General features: G+C 48.8%; 18 protein-coding genes. 6 read left to right on the plus strand and 12 right to left on the minus strand.

Features of this window, described 5'->3' with window-relative positions; genetic code table 11:
• Positions 1 to 33: 33 nt before the first annotated feature.
• On the minus strand, positions 34 to 1,440 hold the full coding sequence (locus QZT18_RS15845; RefSeq protein WP_294149180.1) for an MATE family efflux transporter: 1,407 nt from the start codon (positions 1,438 to 1,440) through the stop codon (positions 34 to 36).
• Between the two features lie 321 nt (positions 1,441 to 1,761).
• Between QZT18_RS15845 and QZT18_RS15850 the strand changes: the two genes are divergently transcribed.
• Positions 1,762 to 2,259, plus strand: a complete 498-nt coding sequence (locus QZT18_RS15850) for a hypothetical protein (RefSeq protein ID WP_294149182.1) — start codon at positions 1,762 to 1,764, stop codon at positions 2,257 to 2,259.
• A gap of 146 nt (positions 2,260 to 2,405) precedes the next feature.
• Here QZT18_RS15850 and QZT18_RS15855 read toward each other — a convergent pair whose 3' ends face one another.
• From QZT18_RS15855 to QZT18_RS15870, 4 genes are all read right to left on the minus strand, one after another.
• Positions 2,406 to 3,584, minus strand: coding sequence for a hypothetical protein (locus QZT18_RS15855; protein WP_294149184.1), 1,179 nt, complete (start codon positions 3,582 to 3,584; stop codon positions 2,406 to 2,408).
• A gap of 35 nt (positions 3,585 to 3,619) precedes the next feature.
• The gene (locus QZT18_RS15860) at positions 3,620 to 4,807 is read right to left on the minus strand and encodes a M20 family metallopeptidase (RefSeq protein WP_294149186.1); all 1,188 of its coding nucleotides are present in this window, start codon (positions 4,805 to 4,807) and stop codon (positions 3,620 to 3,622) included.
• A gap of 89 nt (positions 4,808 to 4,896) precedes the next feature.
• Positions 4,897 to 6,294 carry a YfcC family protein gene (locus QZT18_RS15865; protein ID WP_294149187.1) on the minus strand — a complete coding sequence of 466 codons (1,398 nt, stop codon included), beginning with the start codon at positions 6,292 to 6,294 and terminating at the stop codon, positions 4,897 to 4,899.
• 385 nt (positions 6,295 to 6,679) lie between these two features.
• Positions 6,680 to 6,901, minus strand: a complete 222-nt coding sequence (locus QZT18_RS15870; RefSeq protein ID WP_294149189.1) for a hypothetical protein — start codon at positions 6,899 to 6,901, stop codon at positions 6,680 to 6,682.
• A gap of 177 nt (positions 6,902 to 7,078) precedes the next feature.
• Between QZT18_RS15870 and QZT18_RS15875 the strand changes: the two genes are divergently transcribed.
• The 4 genes from QZT18_RS15875 to ftcD all read left to right on the plus strand — a co-directional run bounded on the left by QZT18_RS15875 (position 7,079) and on the right by ftcD (position 11,743).
• The gene (locus QZT18_RS15875) at positions 7,079 to 8,836 is read left to right on the plus strand and encodes a urocanate hydratase (protein WP_294149191.1); all 1,758 of its coding nucleotides are present in this window, start codon (positions 7,079 to 7,081) and stop codon (positions 8,834 to 8,836) included.
• A gap of 116 nt (positions 8,837 to 8,952) precedes the next feature.
• On the plus strand, positions 8,953 to 10,221 hold the full coding sequence (gene hutI, locus QZT18_RS15880; protein WP_294149197.1) for an imidazolonepropionase: 1,269 nt from the start codon (positions 8,953 to 8,955) through the stop codon (positions 10,219 to 10,221).
• The gene (locus tag QZT18_RS15885; RefSeq protein ID WP_294149199.1) at positions 10,212 to 10,778 is read left to right on the plus strand and encodes a cyclodeaminase/cyclohydrolase family protein; all 567 of its coding nucleotides are present in this window, start codon (positions 10,212 to 10,214) and stop codon (positions 10,776 to 10,778) included. The genes hutI and QZT18_RS15885 overlap by 10 nt, the downstream gene beginning before the upstream one ends.
• Before the next feature lie 86 nt (positions 10,779 to 10,864).
• Positions 10,865 to 11,743 carry a glutamate formimidoyltransferase gene (gene ftcD / locus QZT18_RS15890; RefSeq protein WP_294149202.1) on the plus strand — a complete coding sequence of 293 codons (879 nt, stop codon included), beginning with the start codon at positions 10,865 to 10,867 and terminating at the stop codon, positions 11,741 to 11,743.
• Positions 11,744 to 12,291: 548 nt separating this feature from the next.
• Here ftcD and QZT18_RS15895 read toward each other — a convergent pair.
• From QZT18_RS15895 to QZT18_RS15905, 3 genes are all read right to left on the minus strand, one after another.
• A complete protein-coding gene (locus tag QZT18_RS15895; RefSeq protein ID WP_294149204.1) occupies positions 12,292 to 13,146 on the minus strand; it encodes a DUF6179 domain-containing protein in 855 nt (284 codons plus the stop codon).
• A gap of 82 nt (positions 13,147 to 13,228) precedes the next feature.
• Complete coding sequence (locus QZT18_RS15900) at positions 13,229 to 13,771, minus strand: DUF6323 family protein (RefSeq protein WP_294149206.1); 543 nt, start codon at positions 13,769 to 13,771, stop codon at positions 13,229 to 13,231.
• Between the two features lie 261 nt (positions 13,772 to 14,032).
• The gene (locus QZT18_RS15905; RefSeq protein WP_294149208.1) at positions 14,033 to 16,948 is read right to left on the minus strand and encodes an AAA family ATPase; all 2,916 of its coding nucleotides are present in this window, start codon (positions 16,946 to 16,948) and stop codon (positions 14,033 to 14,035) included.
• A gap of 296 nt (positions 16,949 to 17,244) precedes the next feature.
• On the opposite strand from QZT18_RS15905, the gene hutH reads away from it, so the two are divergent.
• Positions 17,245 to 18,768, plus strand: a complete 1,524-nt coding sequence (gene hutH / locus QZT18_RS15910; RefSeq protein WP_294149211.1) for a histidine ammonia-lyase — start codon at positions 17,245 to 17,247, stop codon at positions 18,766 to 18,768.
• Positions 18,769 to 18,971: 203 nt separating this feature from the next.
• Here the strand turns inward: hutH and QZT18_RS15915 are convergent, their stop codons facing one another.
• From QZT18_RS15915 to QZT18_RS15930, 4 genes are all read right to left on the minus strand, one after another.
• Positions 18,972 to 20,117 carry a glycerate kinase gene (locus QZT18_RS15915; protein WP_294149213.1) on the minus strand — a complete coding sequence of 382 codons (1,146 nt, stop codon included), beginning with the start codon at positions 20,115 to 20,117 and terminating at the stop codon, positions 18,972 to 18,974.
• Positions 20,118 to 20,136: 19 nt separating this feature from the next.
• Positions 20,137 to 20,985, minus strand: coding sequence for a MurR/RpiR family transcriptional regulator (locus tag QZT18_RS15920; protein WP_294149214.1), 849 nt, complete (start codon positions 20,983 to 20,985; stop codon positions 20,137 to 20,139).
• A 325-nt stretch (positions 20,986 to 21,310) separates the two neighbouring features.
• Entirely contained in the window at positions 21,311 to 22,624 is a 1,314-nt protein-coding gene (locus QZT18_RS15925) for a glucose-6-phosphate isomerase (protein WP_294149216.1), read from the minus strand.
• 164 nt (positions 22,625 to 22,788) lie between these two features.
• Entirely contained in the window at positions 22,789 to 23,742 is a 954-nt protein-coding gene (locus QZT18_RS15930; RefSeq protein ID WP_294149218.1) for a D-2-hydroxyacid dehydrogenase, read from the minus strand.
• Positions 23,743 to 23,955: the final 213 nt, after the last annotated feature.

Here is a 23,955-nt window from a genome sequence, read left to right on the forward strand (position 1 = left end):
TTCATTTGTAATTGTATCTGCAGTGACTCACTGCTATCCCTCGCTGCCCTGAACTTCGGCGCCCTTCCTGCCGACCAGCCGTATCCGGCTCCAGTGTCCGGTCAGATACCAGGAAAAAGAAATGATATAGTTAACCGCCCAGCCAATCGGCACGGCATACCATACGAATGCCACTCCATACCTCGGAGCAAAATAATTGGCGACAAACACCCTGATGCTTAAGTTGGCCAGATTGGCGATTGTAAAAGCCACAACATCGCCCGACCCGCGCAGAAGTCCGTCGGTCGTCATCTTAAGCCCAATAAAAATAAAGAAAAACGAGATAAAATCCGAATAGGACATTCCTGTCTCAAATGCCGCGCTGCTGGCATCTGCATCCAGGAAGGCAGACACAAAGGAATGACCGAAAAGCTGGATGGATACGCACAGTATCACCGCAAAACATCCCAGTATAATATAGCAGAAGCGGTAGCCCTCCTTGACCCGTTTTACATTTCCGGCTCCCATGTTCTGGGCCGTAAACGTCGACATGGCGTTTCCAACCGCCGTCATTGGGACAATTGCCAGGGATTCTATCCTGGTCCCCGCCGAATAGCCGGCCATGACCGCCGAACCAAATGTATTGACCACCGACTGGACCAGCAGGATTCCCATATTGACAATCGACTGCTGCAATATCGACGGTATTGCGACCCTGGTCATGGAATGCAGCATTTTTCCGTCGTAAAAGTGGAATTCCTGCCGTTCATGAGGATATTTTTTTATTTTTCGGAGCAAAAGCCCAAAGGAAATCACGGCCGATATTCCCTGTGCAATCAGCGTCGCATAAGCCACGCCCCGTACGCCCAGCCCGAACCGGATTACAAACACCAAATCCAGAACGATATTCAGAAGTGATGAGAAAATCAGCAGATACAGCGGAGTGCGCGAATCGCCGAGGGAGTTGAAAACAGAGGCCTGGACATTATACATAAAGAGAAAGGGCAGACCGATAAAATAAATTCTCAGATAGGCGGCGGCATCGTCGAATACATTGGCCGGCACCTTCAGAAGATGAAGAATCCAGTCGTTTCCAATGAATCCTGCCGTGCCTAAAAGCAGGCTGATAATGATAAAATTGATCAGCGTCGTGGAAACCGCCGTTTTCATCTTCCCGCTTCTTCCGGCACCCAGAAACTGTGATATGATCACCGCGCTTCCCACGCCTCCGCCTATGGCGACCGCAATGAAAACGTTGGTGATTGCATAGGAGGCTCCGACCGACGCCAGCGCTTCTTCGCTGACGAATTTTCCCACCACGATCGAATCCACGATATTATAAAACTGCTGGAAAAGATTGCCCAGTATCATCGGTAGGGCAAAAAACAACAGGCTCCTTCCCGGATGTCCTGTCATCATATCATTCTTTTTCTTTATTCCTGTCTTATCTTCTGCTGCCATGGCGCCATCTCCCGTATCGTTGTTTATTTGTCCCTGTCCGCCGAAATGCCGCTCTCCGTCAGCGGCCCGGACAATAACGTTTTTCCTATTATACCCCGAAAAGGCCTGATAAATCATAGTGTAACACGGGTAAAATAAATTTACAACCGATTCCGGTTTTCTGGTATTTTACATGATTTGCGCGCTGTGAACAGTAACTTTTCCCCTTTCACTCCCGTACATAATACAATTATGAAGGAAAACACAGCCGTACCTCGTTAAAATAATTAAGCAGTACACATTTGCCCTCCGCATTTCCCTCACCAGAAAGGAGAATTCATTATGAAACACATAGTTATGTCCGTTTCCTGCATCATCCTGTTTATCTGTCTCACCTCCTGCAGCGGCCTTACGCTCAGCACAGGAAGCTATTATAACAACTTTACGGCAAAGGGCGAGGACGCCAAATATACACTCACAGGGAAAGCGAGGGTGGACGGCTCCTCTGATATTCTGTACATGACTCCCTCGGAAAATACGGAGATAAAGTTCAAAGGCAAATTAAGTTCCCTGTCGGGAGCCGTTCAGATTGTGTATGTAACCCCGGAAAACGAGGATGTTGTCATACTGGATACCAGCAGCACACACCAGAAAAGGGTAAATATCAACACTTCAATTAGCCTGGAAGAGGGAGCGGGACACCTCGAATTCAGGGGAGACAACATCACGTTTAAGTTTGATCTGGTTTTTACCGACATTGATATGAAACAGTTTGATTATCTCAACGCCGATCAAGAGCCCCATGTTGAACATCCGTCCAGGGATGCAGAAGAATTCTGATACCGGAATTTTGGTGTTTCAAATTACAGTTGTTAAAAGAAAAAGGCGCCGTGCCCCGTTCCGGGAGCATGACGCCTTTATAAATCATTCCGAATCTCTCATACCGCAGCGGTCTTTTTATCCGTGCCGCGGCAATGCTTTTCATTTTAAAAGAATTTAACCAGGATGCTTGCAACGAATACAGATGCAAATGTTACCGTGGTAAATCCGCCGACTATCATCTTCGGTTCGATTCTGGAAGTCAGATATGCTTTCTCTTTCTCATCTTCCGTTACCGCTTTAACGCTCTCCTGGGACAGGATATAAGTTCCCGGATAACCGTAGAGAGCCGTAAGTGCTACCGAAATTGCCATCTCTTTTCTGAAACCGAGCAGTTTTCCCGCAATCATTGCTCCAATTCCCAATCCAATTGTTCCAATGACGATAACCCCAATCGTCGGAACCAGGGAAGAGAGCACAACATCGGGAGTTGTTCCGCCGATACCGGCTACCACAACATAACCAATGATTACTACCATCGAGAAACCAAACACCTGCGATTTAATCAGCGGCGAACGATCCAGAAAACCGATTTCCGAAAGGATAACGCCCGTAATCAGAAGAATAACATAACGTGACAGGAATTCTCTTGTAACGATTGTAATAAGAATACCAATTACACCTGCAACCGCAACCTTGAAGAGAACTGTGTTTGTCGTGATATACTTTTCCGGAAGCTGAGGAAACAGAGGCTTTTTATCCGATTTAATTGCTTCCTTTTCTCCTTCCACAACTCCTTCCCTGTAACCTTTCAGCAGATAATTAGCTTCTTTTTTCAGGAAGAAAGAGGTGAGTGGGTAGCCGACAAAGCTCTGTAATACAAATACCGCCAGAGCCATCGTTGCCAAATCCGTGCGGCCCATCGCCGTAGCTTTTTCGCTCACGATCATGTAAGCTACGATTCCGCCGCTCAGCGGAGGCGTTCCGGCCAGAACTACCAGCTTTCCCAGCAGCAGTGCGCCGACCGTTACATTGAGAACGCACATTCCGACCAGGCCTGCCAGACAGATTACTATCGTCTTCCACTGGACTGCCATCTCCCTCATGCTCATAAGAGCCCCCATATGAGGTAATTGCAGATAGTAGATAACGTATACAAGTGTTGTACTGATACCGGCCAGCTCCAGCACGTTCGGAGGAAGCAGGCCGCTCCAGAATAATACAATACAGATTACCGAAATCGAAAACATCGACGGTATCATTGCTTTTGTAGCTGTGGCGATAATATCGGCAACTGCCATAATTGCCAGAATTACCGCAAAATAAAATATTGCATCTAAATACATATCAAAATATTCCCCTTTATCTAAGTCTTATTATTCTAGTTTTCTTCCAGCCAGTCCATTGCCGCCTGCGTAAATAATGCCGGTCCTCTGTAAAATACATCCTCATCCAGACAGAATTTCGGATGGTGCGCTCCGTACTCTTTGCCGTCTGCAGGGCATGGAGCGTGATTTGTCAGGAAGAAATAGCAGCCAGGCACTTCCTGGAAGAAAAATGCTGCATCCTCCCCTCCCATCATTCCATGGCTTGCAATGTGGATTTCCTCCTCCGAAACAAGCTTTTTAGCCGACTTTAAGAAGCTCTCCACCATTGCCCGGTCATTCACCAGCGCCGGATATCCGTCCAGCACCTCCACCGTACAGCTTCCCCTCATCATCTGAGCGGTAGCTTTGGCTATCTCTTCAATTCTTTTAAGTACGAATTCTCTTACCACCGGTGAACCGTTTCGGATCGTTCCCTTGATCACTGCCGTCTCCGGGATAATATTATAGGCGCCTCTGCCCGCTTCGACGCTGGCAAGAGTAATTACTGCAGATTCGGCCGGTGCAACTTCACGGCTGATAATATACTGAATATTGTTTATAATGAGCGCGGCAATTGCCACTGGATCGATACACTCATGAGGCACGGAACCATGGCCTCCAAAGCCCTGTATCTTGATCAGGAGCTGATCATCCGCTGCCGTTGTATTGGAGTAGCTTACTGATATATCGCCGTTTGTAAAGGCTCCGAACATGGATCCGACATGCAGCGCCAGAATCGCGTCCACGTCCTCAATCACACCGTCCCTTACCATTGGCTCTGCTCCTCCCGGGCCCTCCTCGGCGGGCTGGAAAATGAGTTTGACTTTCCCCTTCAGTTCATCCTCATGATTCTTAAGCATTACCGCCGTCGCAATGAGCATTGCCGTATGGGCGTCATGGCCGCAGGCATGCATATTTTCGTTCGCGGAAGCATAGGTAAGTCCTGTTTCTTCCTTGATCGGCAGACCGTCCATATCGGCCCGGATCGCAATGGTTTTCCCCTCACCCTTGCCAATCACCGCCGTGATTCCCGAATGGTTCTTGTATGTCTGGTATTCGATACCGGCTGCAGTTAACTGCTTTGTCACAAAATCCGCTGTTTTGGGGAGCACTAACCCTGTCTCCGGGTAACGGTGGAGAATTCTTCTCCATTCTACAATTTTATGCTGCAGCTCCTGGGCTTCTTTTAAAATGTCGTTCACTTCTATACCTCCTGAATATGTATCATATCTTTGTTAATACAAAATAGAATTGCTGTTATTTACGGTTCCGTCATATATTTACTGTTTTTCTATGCCCAAACTACTACTGAAAGCGCCATCAGAACCGCTTGTGTGAGCAGGATAAGCAGGAACAGCGGAACAAACCATTTCCACCATTTATCAAGCTTAAGTCCTGCAATACCGCAGAGGATTGGAGCAAAACCGGTTGGCCAGAGGATATTGGAAATACCGTCGCCAAACTGGAACGCAAGGACTGCCGTCTGGCGTGAAACACCGATCAGGTCCGAAAGAGGAGCCATGATAGGCATACTGGTTACGGCCTGGCCTGAACCTGACGGAATCAGGAAGTTAAGTACCGTCTGCACAAGCAGCATGGCGATAGAGGACAGCCAGCTCGGCAGATAGGACAACGGAATCGATGCGCCATAGACTACTGTGTCAATAATGTGGCCCGACTGCAGTACAACAAGAATCGAGCGTGCAAGTCCGATCATAAGACACGCCATGGCGATATCTGTAAATCCGTGGGCAATCTTGTCGGCAATATCGTTTGGTTTCCAGCCCATAATAATCGCGCTGATAACGCCCATGAGAAGGAAAATAACGTTTAACTCTTCAAAATACCAGCCCTGTGTCTTGGAACCCCAGACAATGACTGCGATACCGGCTACCAGGGTGAAGAGCACCAGCTTCTCACGAATGCCGAAAGGATGGTTTTCAAGGTCCGAAGTGTCCATAGTCATATGGCTGAAATCGTCTCCGTATACGAGGCTCTGAGTCGGATCTTTCTGTATCTTTAATGCATAGCGTACAACGTAAATGGAAGCCACCGCGATCATCATGGCGTGGCAGAAAATTCTGTAGCCGGTTCCCGACATCTGGGGAAGGCCCGCAATACTCTGTGCCATACCAACGGTAAACGGGTTCATAAACGCTCCGCTGTAACCAAGTCCGGCTCCAAGCGCTACGATAGCGGTTCCCACCAGGGCGTCGTATCCCATCGCGATTGCGATGCCGACAAAAATGGGAATAAAGGGCAGCGTCTCTTCAAATATACCAATCGTTGAGGAGGCAGCACCAATCACAGTGATAAAGATTGGTATAATAATCGCTCTCATGTTTCCCTTGAGAACCCTTAGCAGGAATGCGACGAGACCGTTAAAAGCGCCGGTCTGAATAATAAGTCCAATTGATGCATAGGAAATAAATACGAAGAAGATAACGCCCGCGCCGTTCAGCATGCCTCCGTAAAGCGATTTTAAAGCTGCAAAAGGCCCTACCGGTGTAGACTCAACAATATGAAACGTCCCGGGAACTACTACTTCAATTCCAGCATCATTAATCGTATGTTCGAATTCGCCTGCCGGCAAAATCCAGGTTGCAATTGCACAGGCAAAAATAATGATAAGTAATAATAGATAAATGTGTGGTAATTGGAATTTTTTCTTCTTTTCATTTTCAGCCATAACTGAATACCCCCTCTTTCATTACTTCGTCAACTTTTCTTAAACAGAATCTCACCGGGCCCCAATACCGGTTTTAAACCGGCCACCGGCGCTGCCGCGCTTAACGGCATCCGTCTGTTTGTAACTAACCCCTTTTGTATCAGTTTATTCTTTTTTCCTTTCTTTCAGAACACCTCCGTCCCTGCACCTCTTTCTTAAACTGTGACTATCCCAATCCGGCTTTCACACCGATCTGCTTTTCTTTTTCCCACATCCGAAAAGCAAATTTTCACTTTATTGCGAGTTTCCACTAAGTTATAGAAAGAACGGCGCCATTTATTACCATTGGCTCCCCAAAGCCGCAGTAATATCCCTAACTCCGGTTCTCTTAACGAAATCCGCTCTCTTATATAGAATATAGAAGAGTCATTAAATATAATGCCGGAACGCCGGTATCACCGCTTTCCATTACAAAGCCGGAACTCATGCGCATCCGCAGTTCATTAAGAGGATTGCGTTTTACCCTTTCATTATTAAGGTAAAACTGGTTTATTAAAACTACGTCCAGTATATTTTCAACCCGCCGATAAAGTGTCGAATACCCCCCTTTTAAATTTTTTTTTAACATCTTGTTATTTCCCCGAAATCATCGACATTTCCTCGACTGCCTGTACATATACTTGAACCATCAGATACAAACAAACACCGCTTACGAAATGCCAATATCGTAAACGGCCTGAAAGAAACAATACTACATAGGGTGTAGAAATCAAAAGCAAACAAAAAGAAATGGAGGAATTTAGCTATGTCAATGAACGGTGGAAACATGTACCCAGCAAAGGAAGGAAAACCGGAAATCTATTATTCCGTAAAAGCCCAGAGAGGTGACACATTAAGATGTAAAGGCTGGAAACAGGAAACAATCTTAAGAATGCTTGAGAACAACATGGAAAACGCAGAGATTCCGGAGCAGTTAGTTATTTACGGTGGTAACGGAAAATGCGCAAGAAACTGGGAATCCTACCATGCAATCGTTCAGTCCTTAAAAGACCTTGAAGACAATGAGACACTGGTTATCCAGTCCGGTATGCCGGTTGCAGTATTCAAAACACACAAATTAGCTCCACGTGTTGTTATGGCTACTACTAATATTATGAAAGCTGACTGGGAGCGTTTCTACGACCTTCAGGATAAAAACCTTACAATCTTCGCACAGTACACAGCTGCTCCTTGGGAGTACATTGGTACACAGGGCGTTATCGAAGGAACATTCGAGACTCTGACAGCTATCGCTCTTAAAAAAGAGTGGGATAATGACATGCACGGCAAGATTTTCTTAACAGCAGGTGCAGGCGGCATGGGTGGAAACCAGACATGGGCCGGCAAGATGCATGGCGCAGTAGTTATCCTTGTTGATGCTGACGAGAGAGTTATCCAGAGACGTATCGAGAAGAACTACATGGATATGATGGTTAGAACTTTAGACGAAGCTATCGCTATCGCTAAAGAGCATATTGAGAAAGATGACCCGATCTCCATCGGTGTTGTTGGTAACGCAGCAGAAGTTTACGAAGAGGCTCTTGCTAAGAACTTCCTTCCGGACGTAGTTACAGAAATGTGTCCTTGCCACGACCCGATTTCCTATATCCCTGCAGGATATACAGGAGAAGAGGCTGACGTATTCAGAGGAAAAGACAGAAAAGCATATCTTGCAGCAGCACGTGAGACAATGCAGCGTCAGTTACGCGCTATGATCGAGTTCAAAAAACGCGGCGTTGAAGCATTTGAGTACGGCACAAGCATTCGTAAAGAGTGTATCGATGCAGGTATGCCTGAGAAAGAAGCAAAACAGATTGAAGGTTTCGTAGCAGCTTACATCAGACCACTGTTCTGCGAAGGCCGCGGACCTTTCCGTTGGACCTGTATCTCCGGTGAAGCATCCGACCTTGCACGTCTGGATGACCTGGCACTTGAAATCTGCAAGGGTGACAAACTCGTTGAGAGATGGATCAACCTGGCTAGAAAACACCTTCCGATCGAGGCTCTTCCGGCACGTATCTGCTACATGGGCTTTGGCGAAAGAAGACGTTTCGGTCTTGCTGTAAACGAATTAATTAAGAAGGGCGAGGTAAAGGGCCCGGTAGCATTCTCCAGAGATAACTTAGACTCCGGTTCTATCGTTAACCCGACATTCGAGTCCGAGAACATGCCAGACGGCGGAGACTACATCTCTGACTGGCCATACTTAAATGGTTTATTAAACTGTGCAGCAGGCTGCGACCTGATCGCTATCCAGGCTAACTACTCCATGGGTGAGGCTGTACATACAGGTGTTACCATGATCGCTGATGGTACAGAAGAAGCTGATGTTAGACTTGACTCTGCTCTGACCGTTGACTCCGGTATCGGTGTTGTACGTCACGCTCAGTCCGGATACCAGGCTGCAAAAGATGTCTGCAACGGAACCGGCAAGATTGCTGGCGGCGAAGGCATCAAGATTCCGCTCTGGTGGGAAACAGCCGATAAGGTTACATTTGCTCCAGAAGGCGAATATATCAGATAATCGTACAGAAATGTACATTGCAGGAGGGTTCATAAGGGTACTTATGTGCCCTCCTGATTGTGTTTTTTTATACCTTTGATTTATGTAAACTGATTGATTTATGAAAGGAGACCACAATGGATAACAGTAAAAAAGTTCTCCTGATCCGAAACGCCAGGCAGCTTCTGACCATGGAAGGCGATCATAATAACGATATCGGCCTGATTGAAGGCGGCAGCGTCCTGATCCGTGACGGTCTGATCGAGGCCGCGGGCAAAGCGGCGGAGATTGATAAACTGGCTGAGAAACTGAAAGCCGAAGGCACTGAAGTGGAAACCATCGACGCTTCCAGGAAGGTTGTACTGCCGGGCTTTATCGACTGCCATACTCACGTGACATTCGGCGGTTCCAGAGTAGCCGCTTATTCCATTTCCGTTACGGATGACAATCCGGAAACTCTGGTTAAAAAAGGAATCCCGACCGGAATCTATGCCTCCGTCAACATGACGGTTAACCTTCCCAAAGAAGAGTTAAAGGCACAGACAAAACGCCGTCTGGAAAATATGTTTATGAACGGAACCACTACTCTTGAAGGGAAAAGCGGATACGGCCTGACAATGGAATCCGAAATCCGTATGCTGGAGGTAAACCGCGAGTTAAACGCTGAACTGCCTCTGGATATTTTCTCCACCTTCCTCGGAGCCCATGGCTGGACGGAAGGAATGAAAAAAGAGGATTACATAGAGCTTCTCTGCAAGGAGATGATTCCGCGCGTGGCCGAAGAGAAACTGGCCGGCTGCAACGACATCTGGTGTGACGAAGGACATTATACGGCGAAGGAATGTGAAACCGTACTGGCTGCCGGCCGCGATTACGGACTGGCTCCAAGAATTCACACCGACGCCTACTCTTATATAGGCGGTTCCGATCTGGCTGCCGATATGCATATGCTGTCGGCCGATCATCTGAACTACACACCGGTGGACGTATTCCAGAAACTGAAGGATGCCGATGTTACCGGAGTTTTACTGGTAGGCACCGACTTTGCCGTAAACCATGCAAAACAGGTTAATCCGCGCCCAATGTTAGAGATTGGAATGGATCTGGGCCTTGCTACCAACTGCTGTCCCGGATGCTGGTGCGAATCCATGATCTTCATTCTTGTGCTTGCCTGCAGGCAGCATGGATTTACTCCGGAAGAAGCGCTGCGCGCCGCAACAAAAGGCGCCGCCAAAGCAATGGGATTGAAAGACAGAGGTTCCCTTACCCCCGGTAAGATGGCGGATCTCTTGATTCTAGACACAGATACTTACGAAGATTTAATTTACAAATATGGCCGCAATCCGATCGAAACGATCATTAAAAAAGGCAAAGTAGCGGCTCAGGGAGGCATTTTATGTATTTAGACGTATTTAACAAGGTTGTTGATTCAGATGACTTTACCGTAGGAGGCGGCTCCGCTTCCGCTCTGGCCGGAGCTATGGCTGCCGGCATGGCTTCCATGGTTGCGAAACTTTCCATGGCAAAACCGGTTAATCTCACCGTAGAAGAATACACGGCTATGTCTGAGGAACTGGATCAACTCGCCCAGACCCTTTTAAAAGGATCCGAGCAGGACACGGAAGCTTACTGCATGATTAAAGACGCTTTTGCTCTTCCAAAGTCCACAGACGAAGAAAAAGAAGTCAGAAAACAGGCTGTCCGCGACGCTGCTTACCAGGCTGCCCTTGTTCCGAAGAACAACGGATATAACAATAAGAGAGTTTACGATCTGGTATGCCGTCTGGAAGGTTCTTCCAACCCTGCCTGCCTCTCCGACCTTATGAGTGCAAAATATCTGTCCGAATCCGGCGTAAAGGGCTGTGTTTTAAACATCCAGGCCAACCTGTCCATGATTAAGGACGAAGCCAGAACAAAGGAAATGGAAGACGCAATGGCAGATCTCGGAAAGGGAATGATGTAAAAGTCATTTCAGAGGCGTAACGCCCCTTTGAAATAGATGTGTGTAATTACATACGCCATGAATTAAAGAAATCAGGAGGAAAAGTAATGAAAGTTTTAATGGCTGAAGTTAATATCAGCGAAGGCAAGGATCTGGATCTGGTCGAGCAGGTTAAGGCCGCTCTTCTGGACGGAGAAGAAGTTGATGTAATGGACATTAACTCCAATGCAAACCACAACCGTACCGTATTTACCTACAAGGGAAGCCCAGAGGCTGTTTTAGCCGGAACAAAACGCCTGGCTGCAAAAGCGATCGAGCTGATCGATATGACAAAACACATCGGAAGCCATCCACGTATCGGCGCCGTTGACGTTGTTCCGTTTATCCCTGTAAAAGATGTATCGATCGATGAGGCTCTCGTTATTGCAAGAGCATTCGGAAACTATCTGGGCGAAGAACTGGGCGTTCCGGTATATTACTACGAAGACGCTGCTACCTGCGAAGAGAGAAAGAACCTGGTACGCATCCGTAAGGGCGAGTACGAAGCTCTCTGCGAGCGTATGAAAGATCCTGCATGGGTTCCGGATGAAGGACCTAAGGACTTCAATGCCAAGAGCGGCGCTACCGTTACCGGCGTACGTTTCCCGCTTGTAGCATTCAACGTAAACTTAAAAACGGCTGACATCGCTATCGCAAAACAGATTGTAAAAGCGGTCAGAGGCGCTGCCGGCGGATATCAGAACGTACGCGCCATCGCACTTCCTCTGGAAGAGCGCGGAATCGTTCAGGTTTCCATGAACCTGACAAACTATGAGAAGACACCAATCCACCGCGTATTTGAGACAATCAAATCCGAGGCATCCCAGTACGGCATCCTGGTTGAGGACTGCGAACTGGTAGGACCTGTTCCAGTTTACGCTCTGGAAGAAGTGCTTAAGTTCTATCTGAGAACACATACCTTCTCAATGGATCAGTTATATTTCTAAAACCCTCTTTGGTGATAAATACAATGCGGCGGACCGGGAGCCGGAAAGCTGCAATTCTTTAAAATGGTGATTATATATGGGGAGAGAAATTGTGATAGGTTTCTCTCCCCGTTTTGTGTGGGGAAAAATGAGGGCTGTTTACAGGAAGGGGACGGGCGGGGGAGTTTGTTGGTGGGTCTTCAGTCCCGGGGAGGGGGTATCGGCAGGGGGAATCAGGGCTGAAAATATTCCTCCGGGGACTCGCTCCCGCTTGTGGAATGCACAACGGTGCTAAACTCGTGGAATACCTCGTTAAGCGCCGGCGGATTCCAAGGTCCCCTGCGGAATGTTTCCACCCTTCTTCCCCCCGGGCAGCGTGTCGACGGGACTGAAGACCAGGGCAGGGATCGGCCCGTCCTGTTCCTGAAACGGCCGGCTGCCTCGTTTTTCCGGGGGAGTGGTATTGTTGCGGCCACTAAGTGATTGGAGGGATTGGGGGCGGACTTTGAGTTTCTGTTAGGGTGGGCGGTGGTTGAAGAGGTTGTTGAAGTGATAGAATTGAATGGTCTTTAAATCTGGAAGAGTGATTCCAGATTTTTGTGTTTTATAGCGTTTTCTATGCTGGGGGCGTAGAGGGTGGGGGTCTGGCGGAACCATTCTGTGTTTTCTGTCAGGGCCAGGATGTAGGGTTGTAGTTTGGCGGCTATTTGGGCGGTGGTGCAGTTTTCGAAGTAGTTTTCCAGGAGGCAGAGGCCGTCCCGGCCTACTTCCAGGGTCTGGACCGGTTTTTGGGCGATTAGGCAGCCTGCGGCGTTAAGGAGGACCGGTTCGCACAGGTTATCCAGGCAGAGGGACTCGTACTCGCCGTAGAGTGAATGCATCAGGTTTATGATCTCCTGGCGCCCGAAGTGGGCCAGGAATCGCTTTTCCGACCATATGCCTTTCAGGTATTCGTAGATTAGATCGATTCCGCAGAGCGTGTGCTCTCCTCTTTTGATGGCGTTGCCTCCTATGACGGGATAGTCCAGGGTCAGGATGTGATCCTGGGGACAGTATTTGGCGTCGTATTTTACGAAGAATCCGGGCATTCCTCTGGTTATCGTGTCTCTGTAATTAATGCAGCCATAGTCTTCGAACCCGTTGATCAGCATTCCGTAGATTCCCCTTGCACGGTTCACCTTGCCCAGTACGGCTTTATAACCTCTCGCATAGGCGGCTGCGGCATCCATTATTCCCTGTTCTGCGGGCATCTGTCTTCCCAAAAGCGCGGATTCTTCCCGGTATCTGTCTTCCCTGATGCAGTATAGAACCGCCTCCATCAGCATTCCCGCTGTTTCGTATGTGATTGAACTCATATCTTTTGACGTGTACTGTTCGGTCAGTTGTTTCGTCAGCTCCAGAAGCTGCGCCATCTCATATTCCATACCATACTCCTTTCGTATTACTCGTTACCGTTCAGCCTTCGGCCAAACTGCAGCAAAATTAACCATGGCAGAACCGTTACTATTACTCCCAGAACTGTTCTTTTAAAACTTTCATATACAGTTCGTTGTCCCATCTTTGTTCTGAAGAAAGAGCCTCATACTCTCCTTTCCCCTGTGTGCTCCGAAATCCGGTATATCCGGCTCTCACCGTCGCGGCAAAACGCTCCAGGCAGGTACCGCCCAGATATTCCAGGTCGCCGTAACAGACGCCCTCAAACTGCTCTTTCATGAATGCCAGAAGTTCGTCGTCGCTGAGTTTGTCGCCTGATTCATTCCTGAATTCATAGAACAGTTCCAGCAGCTCCTCCAGAGTTTCCAGATAGTCGTCGCTGTTTATATACTCGGAATCGCAGAATGTATATACCAGTTTATCCAGCATCCCCCTGCCAAACTCCACACGGCGGTATTTCTTCAGGCTGCCATTGCGGCTGACCACCAGCTCCGCAGCCTCCTCCCTGGTCAGAGTCAGACCGTGCTCTTCCGTCTTTTCACTGCATGCCAGAAGTCCCGCAATCTCTTCCTCCGTATTTTTAAGCTGCATCACCTCAAAAATCCGTTCCTCCATATATCCCCCTTTCGTCTTCTCTTAACGGTTCCAGAGCCGGCTCCCTTTTTGGTCCGGATCTGGTAAAATGTATTGTAGCTGCTCATTATACGCCCGGCGCAGATGCATTACAAGTCTTGAAAATAAGCCATTTTTGTGGTATTATAGTATTAGAAAAAAGAGGAAATCCAGTTGGGCCCTTGCCCGTTCAGACTGAATTTCCTCTTTTTTCTATTTTTTGATTATACTTTTTTCAACACCAGGTATCCCCGGCCGGCACGGTTATACCGGCTTTACCTTTTTTGCCGGAATCTTCGGCGGTTCCGGGACATCCAGTCCCGGTATTTCTTTCAGTTGATTGTAAACGGTCTGCAGCATGAGCAGTGTATTCGGACTGTAGTCTTTGTCCGTGTACTTGCATGCCGCCTTATAGCGTACCAGCGCACTCTTTGTTTTGCCCAGTTTCAATTCCAGCAGCGCGGAATATGCCTCTTCTTTCGCACGCCCCCACTGGATGGAAAGATTCTGGAAACAGCCCCTGGCCTTGTCGAAGTATTCGGATGCCTTGTCATAATTATCCATTCTGTAAAGGATAATGCCCATATTGGTAAACGACATTCCCAGCCCTGCCGTCGGGGGTGCCGCATGGCTGAAGGAAAGCGCTTTGCTGATACAGGTGTGCGCATTCTCCCAGTCTTCCAGTTTCATGAAGATTTCACCGCGGTAATTGTAGCAGGCAATCAGCCCCGCCATACAGGACGGATCCATCTGGAGTCTTTCCAGTTTGGGAATCAGGTTTTCCAGAAGCTCGGCCGCCTTATCGTACTGCAGAGTCTTGCTGTAGTAAAGCGCGGTGAGGCGCTGTATCATATAGGATGTAGACTCAGGATAATGGTACTCATCCAGAAGTTCCGAGCAGTACCCGACATATTCCTTCATCATATCCAGATCGTACACCTGGATCGCATAATAAATCATCTGAAGATAGCTGTCCATCAGGTATCTGGAATTCTTAAGTATCCTAGCCGCCTCGATGCAGGCATTCATATTGCGCAGGCCGTACTGGTAATCCCCGCTCGAAAGATCGTATCTTCCAATCAGATACTCCACCTTCATACGAAGCTCCTGATATTTCTGATCCCGGTTCGGCAATGCCCTGATCTCCTCCGCCAGAGGGATCAGCACGTTCTCGCTGGAATCCAGATCCGGGAAAAAGAATTTATCGGTAAAGCTGGATGACATCACTGGGTAAATCTCCTGGGTGCCGGAGAAAAACTCTTTAAAGTATTCCAGCTTGTACTCGTATTTTTTGTATAAATCCTTAGCATTTTCAAAATGGTAGATCAGCTCCGGCATCAGGGTGATATCCCCTGTCTCCTTATATTTCTGCTCGTAATATCCGGCAACCTGCCTGTGGTAAATCTGCTTTCTGCCCGCCGAAATCTTCGACTGGACATAGTTGTGGATCAGGCTGTGGGTAAACTGATAGGTAATGGCCGACGTTTCCACCTTCTCATAGATAATCTGGCGCGCCAGAAGGCCCTCCAGAAGATCGTAGATTCTAAGTTCTGCTTCCGGATACAGAATCTGAATGTCTTCTATCGTCACTTCATGGTAGAAAACAGACATTACATTAAGCAGATTCTGCTCCTCGTCCGTCAGTTTCATCAGACGGCTCTGGATGATGCTGACCATCTTGGAGGTCAGCGGATTGTCCGTCATCATTCCCCCGTCATTATCTTTCAATATCTTGAGAAGCTCGGTCAGGAACAGTGCATTTCCATCCGTATACTCATATATTTTATCAAGTTTTTCCGGATCTCCCAGAAGCTCATGGGCCTGCGCCTCGATCAGCTCTCTCGTCTCCTCCAGGGTAAACCGCTTTAATTTCAGTTCCCGAATCAGCCCTTCCCTCATCAGGGAAACTTCCATATCCCGGATTTCTTTCACCGTTTCCAGTCTGCTGGCCGCAACTATGAAAATCGGGCAGTCCCTCAGATGGAACAGCATATTGTTCAGAAGCTGGATGCTCGACGAATCCATCCACTGGATATCATCCAGAAAAATAATAATCTCCGTATTGCCAAAATCCCTGCAGAAGGTCCGGAGCATATCTTCCATATGAATCCCGTACTGGGTGGCAAAAATCCTGTAATCCGTCACTTCTTTGGAAATAAAATATTCCAGGGTCTTCAAATCCTTCCGCTGTTTTAAGCAGAATTCCCTCACCTGGTTTAAAATATCATTCCACGGTTTCAGATACAGATCCGATTCCGATGAACAGCAGCAATAAGAAAACACGGTATGATTTTCCTCCTCCAGAAGTGTCCGGAGCTGCCCCATCAGGGCCGTCTTCCCGACCCCCGCCTCACCCGAGATGAGAACGAAATTCTCCCCGGAATCCTTGCCCTTCACCCTGTGTTTCTGGATACTCTCATAGATTCCGTACAGTTCCTTCTGGCGCCCCATGAAAAGCCGCTGTTCTTTTACCGGATGCTCCGCAATTTTCTTGCGCAGCTTGAGAATCTTATCCATCAGCGCCTTTGTTTCCGCTTCCGGCTCTTCCTCCAGATCCTGCTTAAGCGCCAGCGCAAACTTCTGGTACAGGGATATTGCCGAGGAATACTCCCCTTCCCCCATCAGGAACGTCAGCATCTTTCTGTAAAAGCTCTCGTCCAGGAATAAAACTTCAACCAGCTTCCCCGCATAGCGGAGCGCCTCCGAAGTATCGCCGTCGTGTATCGCCTGCTCGGCTTTGTGCTCAGCCGCCTTAATATAATGTTCCTTCAGCTCTCTTCTGTAATCATCCATCCAGTTCTCAAATTCCAGACAGTTCTTTACATAGAAGAAGCTCATAAACTCCCCCTCGTAATGTTCCAGAATATTTGCCCTGGCCTCGTCCACATCTACTTTTATATGAAGCTCGGGATTCAGCGAAATGAACACATTGCCGTCCATGCTGATAATATCCGGGCCTACAATCTTTTTGATATGGTACAGCGCATCCCTCAGGTTTTTCCTGGCGCTGGTTTCGTCGCAGTCCGCCCAGAAAATCCCAATCGCTTCATCCCTCGTTATTCTTTTTCTTACACATATGTAATAGAATAGGCCTTCGACTTTCCTGTATGGAAATACTTTCTTCTCCCCATCCACTATCACTGACGGTGTGTTCATTAATACAACAGTAACGTCCTTCATCAAGAAGCCCTCCCCAAGTCGTGTCTGAATGTTCCCTATACAATATTAAAGCATATCACACAAATTCGCAACAAAACACAACTTATTTTTGTAAAGAATTACGAAATAAAACTTTCCATTAACCGCCTGTATAACGACGATAAAATATTTGCTTCTGTTTTAGAAAAAAATAGAATATAATCTAGTACAGGCCCTGACATCGACAGTTTATCGACATCGAGGGTGTAGACTAAAAACATCAAAACAACGAACGGCCGCCAAAGCGGCAAATTATGTGATTGGAGGGTTTACATATTATGATTTTTCTGGACGGCAACAGCCTGACAATTGATCAGGTAGTGGAAATTGCCCGCAATAAGGCAGAAGTGGGCTTAAGCGAAGAGGCCAAAAAAAATATTCAGATCTCCCGTGATATCGTAGAGAAAAACATTGAAGAAAAGAAAGTTATTTACGGACTTAACACAGGTTTTGGTAAATTCGTAAATGTGGCAATATCAGAAAATGAACTGGACAAACTGCAGTTGAACCTGATCTTATCCGACGCCGTAGGCGTAGGCGATCCATTTAAACAGGACGTTACAAGAGCTATCATGCTGCTGCGTGTAAATGCTCTGGCTAAAGGATTCTCCGGTATCCGTTTATCTACCGTAGAGACCCTGATTGCCATGATTAACAAGGGCGTTCATCCTGTTATCCCGGAGAAAGGCTCCGTAGGTTCCAGCGGCGATCTGTGCCCACTGGCTCATATGGTTCTTCCGATGATCGGAGAAGGCGAAGCAGAGTACGAGGGTAAAGTAATGGAAGGCCGCGCAGCAATGGAAGCAGCCGGAATCCCCGTAGTTACATTAAAAGCAAAAGAGGGCCTGGCTTTAATCAACGGTACCTGCGCTATGCTTGGCGTAGCCAGCCTGGCTATCCATGATGCTGAAATTTTGACAAAGATGGCAGATATCACTTCTGCTCTTACCGTAGATTCCCTGGAAGGCATTATCGACCCATACGATCCAAGAATCCAGATGGTTCGTCCTCACAAGGGCCAGGTTGACGTTGCCGCCAACATGCTTCAGCTTTTACAGGGCAGCAAGCTGACAACCAGACAGGGACAGATCCGTGTACAGGATGCTTATTCCTTACGCTGCCTGCCTCAGATTCACGGCGCAAGCCGCCTTGCATTCGACTATGTAAGAGGCGTAATTGAGACAGAGATCAACTCCGTAACAGACAACCCAATTATCTTCCCGGATAACGGCGACATCTTCTCCGGCGGAAACTTCCACGGACAGCCTGTTGCTATCGCTATGGATACTCTGGGAATCGCTATGGCAGAGTTTGCAAACGTTGCAGAGCGCAGAATTGAGCGCCTTGTTAACCCACAGCTCAGCGGACTTCCGGGCTTCTTATGTGTAGAAGAAGGAATCAACGACGGATTCATGGTTGCACAGTACGCTGCGGCAGCTCTCGTATCCGAGAATAAAGTTCTGGCTCATCCGGCCAGCGTAGACAGTATTCCGACATCCGCCAACCAGGAAGACCATGTAAGTATGGGTACCATCGCTTCCCGTAAGGCAGCAACCATCATCGACCATGCGGAGCATGTACTGGCCATCGAGCTTATCTGTGCCGCACAGGCTGCTGATTTCAAGGGCGCCGACAAACTCGGCAAAGGCACAAAGGCCGTTTATGACCTGGTACGCCGCGAAGTATCCTTCATGGAAACAGACCGCGCTATCTACAAAGACATGAACAAGATCTTCAAAGTATTAAAAGACGGCGAATTTGTTGAAGCCGCAGAAAAAGCTGTTGGTAAACTGGCTTTATAAGCCTTTACAATATATTCAACCTATCCTTATTAAGGCTGTCCATGGACCCTCGAATACCGGGGCAGCCAAACTCACTGAACTTTGAACCCATAAAAGCCAATACCGGTCCTGCGTAACAGCAGCGGCCGGTATTGGCTTTTATGGTGATAACAGTAGTTATGGCGGTGTTGGACATCCGCGGCATTCTGTATGCAGTATATAGATTACCGCTCCTTCAGGGTATGAATCAGCCGAAATACCTGCTCCGCCGTATCCGCCAGATTCCGCCTCGCAGTCTCCGTCTCCATCGCCTCATCCAGGCTGACCACGGTCCGCAGAATCGGGAAAAATGCATCGATGCCCTCCGCGTTACAGGCCACCGCGTCTCTGGTCACACAACCGGACAATCCAATGACCGTTTTCCCGTACTTCTTTGCCGTCCGCGCCACTCCGATGGGAGCCTTTCCCATCACGGTCTGGCCGTCCAGCCTGCCCTCTCCGGTGATAACGATATCGGCATCCCTGACATATTCGTCCAGCCTGGTTTCATCGAGCACAATCTTCACTCCCGATTCCAGAACCGCGTTTGTGAAGCCGAGGAATGCAAAACCAAGGCCTCCGGCCGCTCCCGTTCCCGGATAATTCGGATCGGCATTCGGGTATTTCTCCTGCGCTAGCACGGCGAACCGCATCAGCCACTCATCCATCCGGCGGATCATATCCGGATCCGCACCTTTCTGGGGGCCGAACACGGCGCTGCATCCCTGCTCCCCGCAGAGGGGGTTCGTCACGTCACAGGCAATCCGGAACGTGCACTCGGATAGCTCCGGCAGCACGTTGTCATCGGTGATGGATGTGATTTTTTCAAGACCGGCGGCGCCGAAGGGCACCTGTGCGCCGTCTCCGTCCAGGATCCCGTATCCCAGCGCCTGCAGCATTCCCACGCCTCCGTCATTGGTGGCGCTGCCTCCGATTCCCACGACAAATCTCCGGCAGCCGTTTGCAATTGCATCTTTGATTACTTCCCCGACTCCGTATGTAGTCGCATAGAGCGGATTGCGCTCCGCGTCTGAAACCAGGGTGATTCCGGCGGCTCCGGCCATCTCGACGACCGCAGTTCTGCTCTCCTTAATAATCCCGTACTCACAGTCCACCGGCTTCCCTAATGGACCGGTAACGGTGACTTTCCTGAGCATTCCGCCCATTCCGCAGGCCAGGGCCTGCACGGTCCCCTCTCCTCCGTCGGCCAGGGGGCGCACACAGACGGCGGCATCCCCGTATACTCTCCTGATGCCCTCCGCAGCCGCCTCTCCGGCCTCCAGGGAAGTCAGGCTGCCCTTCAGTGAGTCAATTGCAATTGTTACCTTCATCCTTCTCCTCCCGTCAAAATCAGAATTTATTTTCCGCCGTCGCCTGCCTCGTCTGCTGGACGGCCCGGTATGACTTCTCATAATTTTTAAACGCAATAATCGACACCATGGAATCGATCATGGACAATTGGGCGATTCTCGTACTCGCGGATTCGGAGCGGAACATGGTTTTCTCCGACGCTACATACAGCGAAATGTCCGCGGTGTTGGCAATCGGCGTCTTTCCCTGCCCCGTCAGCGCGATTGTCGTAGCGCCGTTGTCGTGGGCCAGCTTCAGCCCGCTCAGTATATTGCGGTTACTGCCAGAATGGGAAATGCAGATGGCGACGTCTTTATCCGTCAGCAGAGATGCCGCCATCATCTGCAGATCGATGTCGTCATGGACAAATGACTGGACGCCGATTTTCATGAGCTTGTGCTGCATATCCTTTGCCACAATCAGGCTCCCGCCGCTGCCCATGGCCAGAACCTTGTCCGCCCTGCTGATGGCCTCGCAGGCCGCCTCCATATCGCTAAAATTAATCAGGGAGAACGTTCTGTTGAGAGCCGCCATCTCCAGATTAAATATCTTTTTGCAGATTGTCTCCACATCGTCGTTCTGCTCCAGGCTGGGGTTGAAATAGCGGTCACGCGGCAGAATGTCACGCGCCGCGCTGATTTTAAAATCCTGGAATCCTTTATAGCCCAGGCTCTTGCAGAAACGGACGACCGAGGCGTCGCTGACTCCGGCTTTATCAGCCAGCTCCGACACGTTATAATTCAGTGTCTCATTATAATTGTCAAGTACGTATTTCGCTATTTTACTTTCACTGTTGGTAAGCAAATGCATACTGCCCTTTATTTTTTCTTTGCAGCTTACTTCAATCATGCAAATTCCCCCTATCTTTTTTGACGCCGCCGTTTACCCCTGCGGGCTTTACGGCGGCAAAGATGCGCAGTTACAATATTGACTCTAAACAGTTCCATTATATCATATCCACTCCGTGGATATGAGTCTCCGACGGAATGCAGCGCCCGAATTTCTGCGGTGAGCGCAGAAACCGGAATGAGCAGATATAATGTCTGTAACACAGACATTATATCATACAATTATTCCTGCATGGAAGAATTCTGTATCTGTTCACTATATGCTCGGACGCATAAATATGACCGGGTGCGGAGCAAACCACAGCTTATGCTTAATCCATTGCCGATTAATCCGTATACCCCGGTTTTCCGAGAAGGGCGAACATATTGGATTTATACATTTCCACTCCCGGCTGGTTAAACGGATTGATGCCCGATATATAGCCGCTGACCCCGATTGCAAACTCAAAGAAATAGAAAAGCTGCCCCAGCCAGTATGCCGACTGTTCCGGTATCCGCACAATCAGGTTGGGGACGCCACCCTCAACATGCGCCTTCATCGTTCCCTTCATTGCGCTCCTGTTGACGAAGTCAAGCGTCTTTCCATCCAGATAATTCAGGCCGTCCAGGTCTTTTTCTTCTCTTTTGAGCGTAATCTCCGCCCCGGATTTTTCAATTTCAAACACCGTCTCAAACATGATGCGGGAACCGTCCTGGATAAACTGGCCCAGGGAATGAAGATCGGTTGTCATATTGACCGAGGCAGGGAAAATCCCCTTTCCCGACTTTCCTTCGCTCTCCGCAAAAAGCTGCTTGCACCACTCCGCGATGTACTGCATGTTCGGTTCATAATTGACCAGAATCTCCACCGCCTTCCCTTTCCGGTGAAGGAGATTTCGGACTGCCGCATAGAGGAGCGCCGGATTTTCTTCCAGGGGCGCGCCGAGAGCCGTTTTTCTCATATCGGCGGCTCCCTGAAGCAGGTCATCCACGTCGATACCCGCCGCCGCAATGGGAAGGAGTCCCACCGGAGTCAGAACGGAAAACCGGCCGCCCACATCATCTGGAATGACGAAGGTCGGGTATCCCTCCTCGTCCGCCATCTGTTTCAGCGCCCCCCTTTTTCGGTCCGTTGTACAGTAAATCCGGTTTTTTGCCTCATCTGCGCCGTACTTCTCCACCAGGAGCTCTTTAAAAATCCGGAAGGCAACCGCCGGTTCCGTGGTTGTGCCCGATTTGGATATTACGTTGATGGAAAAATCCTTTCCGGCAAGCTTACTCTTAATATTTTCAATATAGAGGGAGCTCAGATTGTTGCCCGCAAAGTAAAGTTCTGTTTTACCTTCCCTGTCAGTCTCTTCCGGCCGGTTTGCCGCTAAGAGTTCATACGCCGCGCGCGCACCGAGGTAGGAACCGCCGATTCCGATTACAAGCAGAACGTCCGAATCCTTCCGAATCTTTTCCGCCGCCTTTTTGATTGCCGCAAACTCTTCTTTATCATAGTCCTCCGGAAGATCGAGCCAGCCCAGATAGCCGCTGCTCTCCCCTTCCCGGTTTACCAGCAGATTCCTCGCGTTCCGGACGGTAGGTCCGAAACAACCAAGTTCGTCACTGTCTAAAAAATTCATTGCATTTTCATAATTAAACTCTAATGTCCTCATATTATAACCTCCATAATGAAACAGTGAAAAGCACACTCTGTAAACTTTACGCCGCCCGCCAACCGAACGGCAGCCCGTATCCCCGGCGGGCAGGCTGCCGTCTTTAAAAGAAAAAGGGGTATCTTCCAGCTTCCGCTGTAAAATCCCCTTCTCATCATTGCCTGTTAATTCACCACATTGATTGGATTTCCGGCAAGGAAAGCTTTTAAGTTGTCTACAGCCAAATCCATCAGCCGTTTTCTGGATTCTCTCGGAGCCCAGGAGATGTGGGGTGTGATAAAACAGTTTTCCGCTTTCAGGAGAGGATTATCCATACTGATTGGCTCCGCCCCCACCACATCCAGTCCGGCGGCATAGACCTTTCCCTGGTTCAGGGCCTCCGCCAGATCCTCCTCGTTAATCAGAGGACCTCTGGAATTATTGAGAATAATCACACCGTCCTTCATTTTATCAATCGTCGCCCTGCAGATAAGACCGGTGTTCTCCGGCGTCAGAGGACAGTGGAGTGCAATCACATCCGACTGGGCAAGAAGCTCATCAAGGCCGACGTACTCACCCAGTTCCCTGCCTTCCTCACACGGATAACCATCATAAGCAATGACACGCATCCCCATAGCTTTTGCAATCCGGCCCGTCGCCCTTCCAATCCGGCCGAAACCGATAATGCCCATGGTCTTACCGGCCAGTTCAATCAGGGGGTAATCCCAGAAGCACCAGTCCTCGTTCGATGACCACCGGCCCTCATGAACCGCATTGCTGTGATGTGCCACATGATGGCAGATTTCAAGCAGAAGGGCGATGGCGAACTGTCCCACTGCGTCCGTTCCGTAGGTGGGGATATTCGCAACCACCACTCCCGCCTCTTTGCATGCTTTTATGTCAACTACATTAAATCCGGTAGCCAGTACGCCGACATATCGGATGCTTTTGCAAACATCCAGCGTTTCCCTGCTGATCGGTGTCTTATTGATAATAACGATCTCCGCGTCTCCGATTCTCTCCGTGATCTGATCCGCCGGAGTTCTGTCGTATACGGTAACCTCGCCTAACGCTTCAAAACCTTCCCAGCTCAGATCTCCGGGATTTTCTGTATATCCGTCCAGAATTACAATTTTCATGTCTCAGCCTCCTGATTTGATATTTATTGTTCCTGTCTGAATTATGTTATTGTTCACTCCCAATGTCAATTAGATAATTTTATGCACCTATGGTTAGATCGTAACAGTTCTGCATTTAAATAGGGATTTAATTGAGGAATGAGAACGCCGCCGGTGACGGTCGGGGTTCGGGATGGTGAGAGGGAGGCTGTGAGTCTTCAGTCCCGGTTTGCA

The sequence above is a fragment of the uncultured Clostridium sp. genome, from assembly GCF_900547735.1.
GTDB lineage: Bacteria > Bacillota > Clostridia > Lachnospirales > Lachnospiraceae > Otoolea.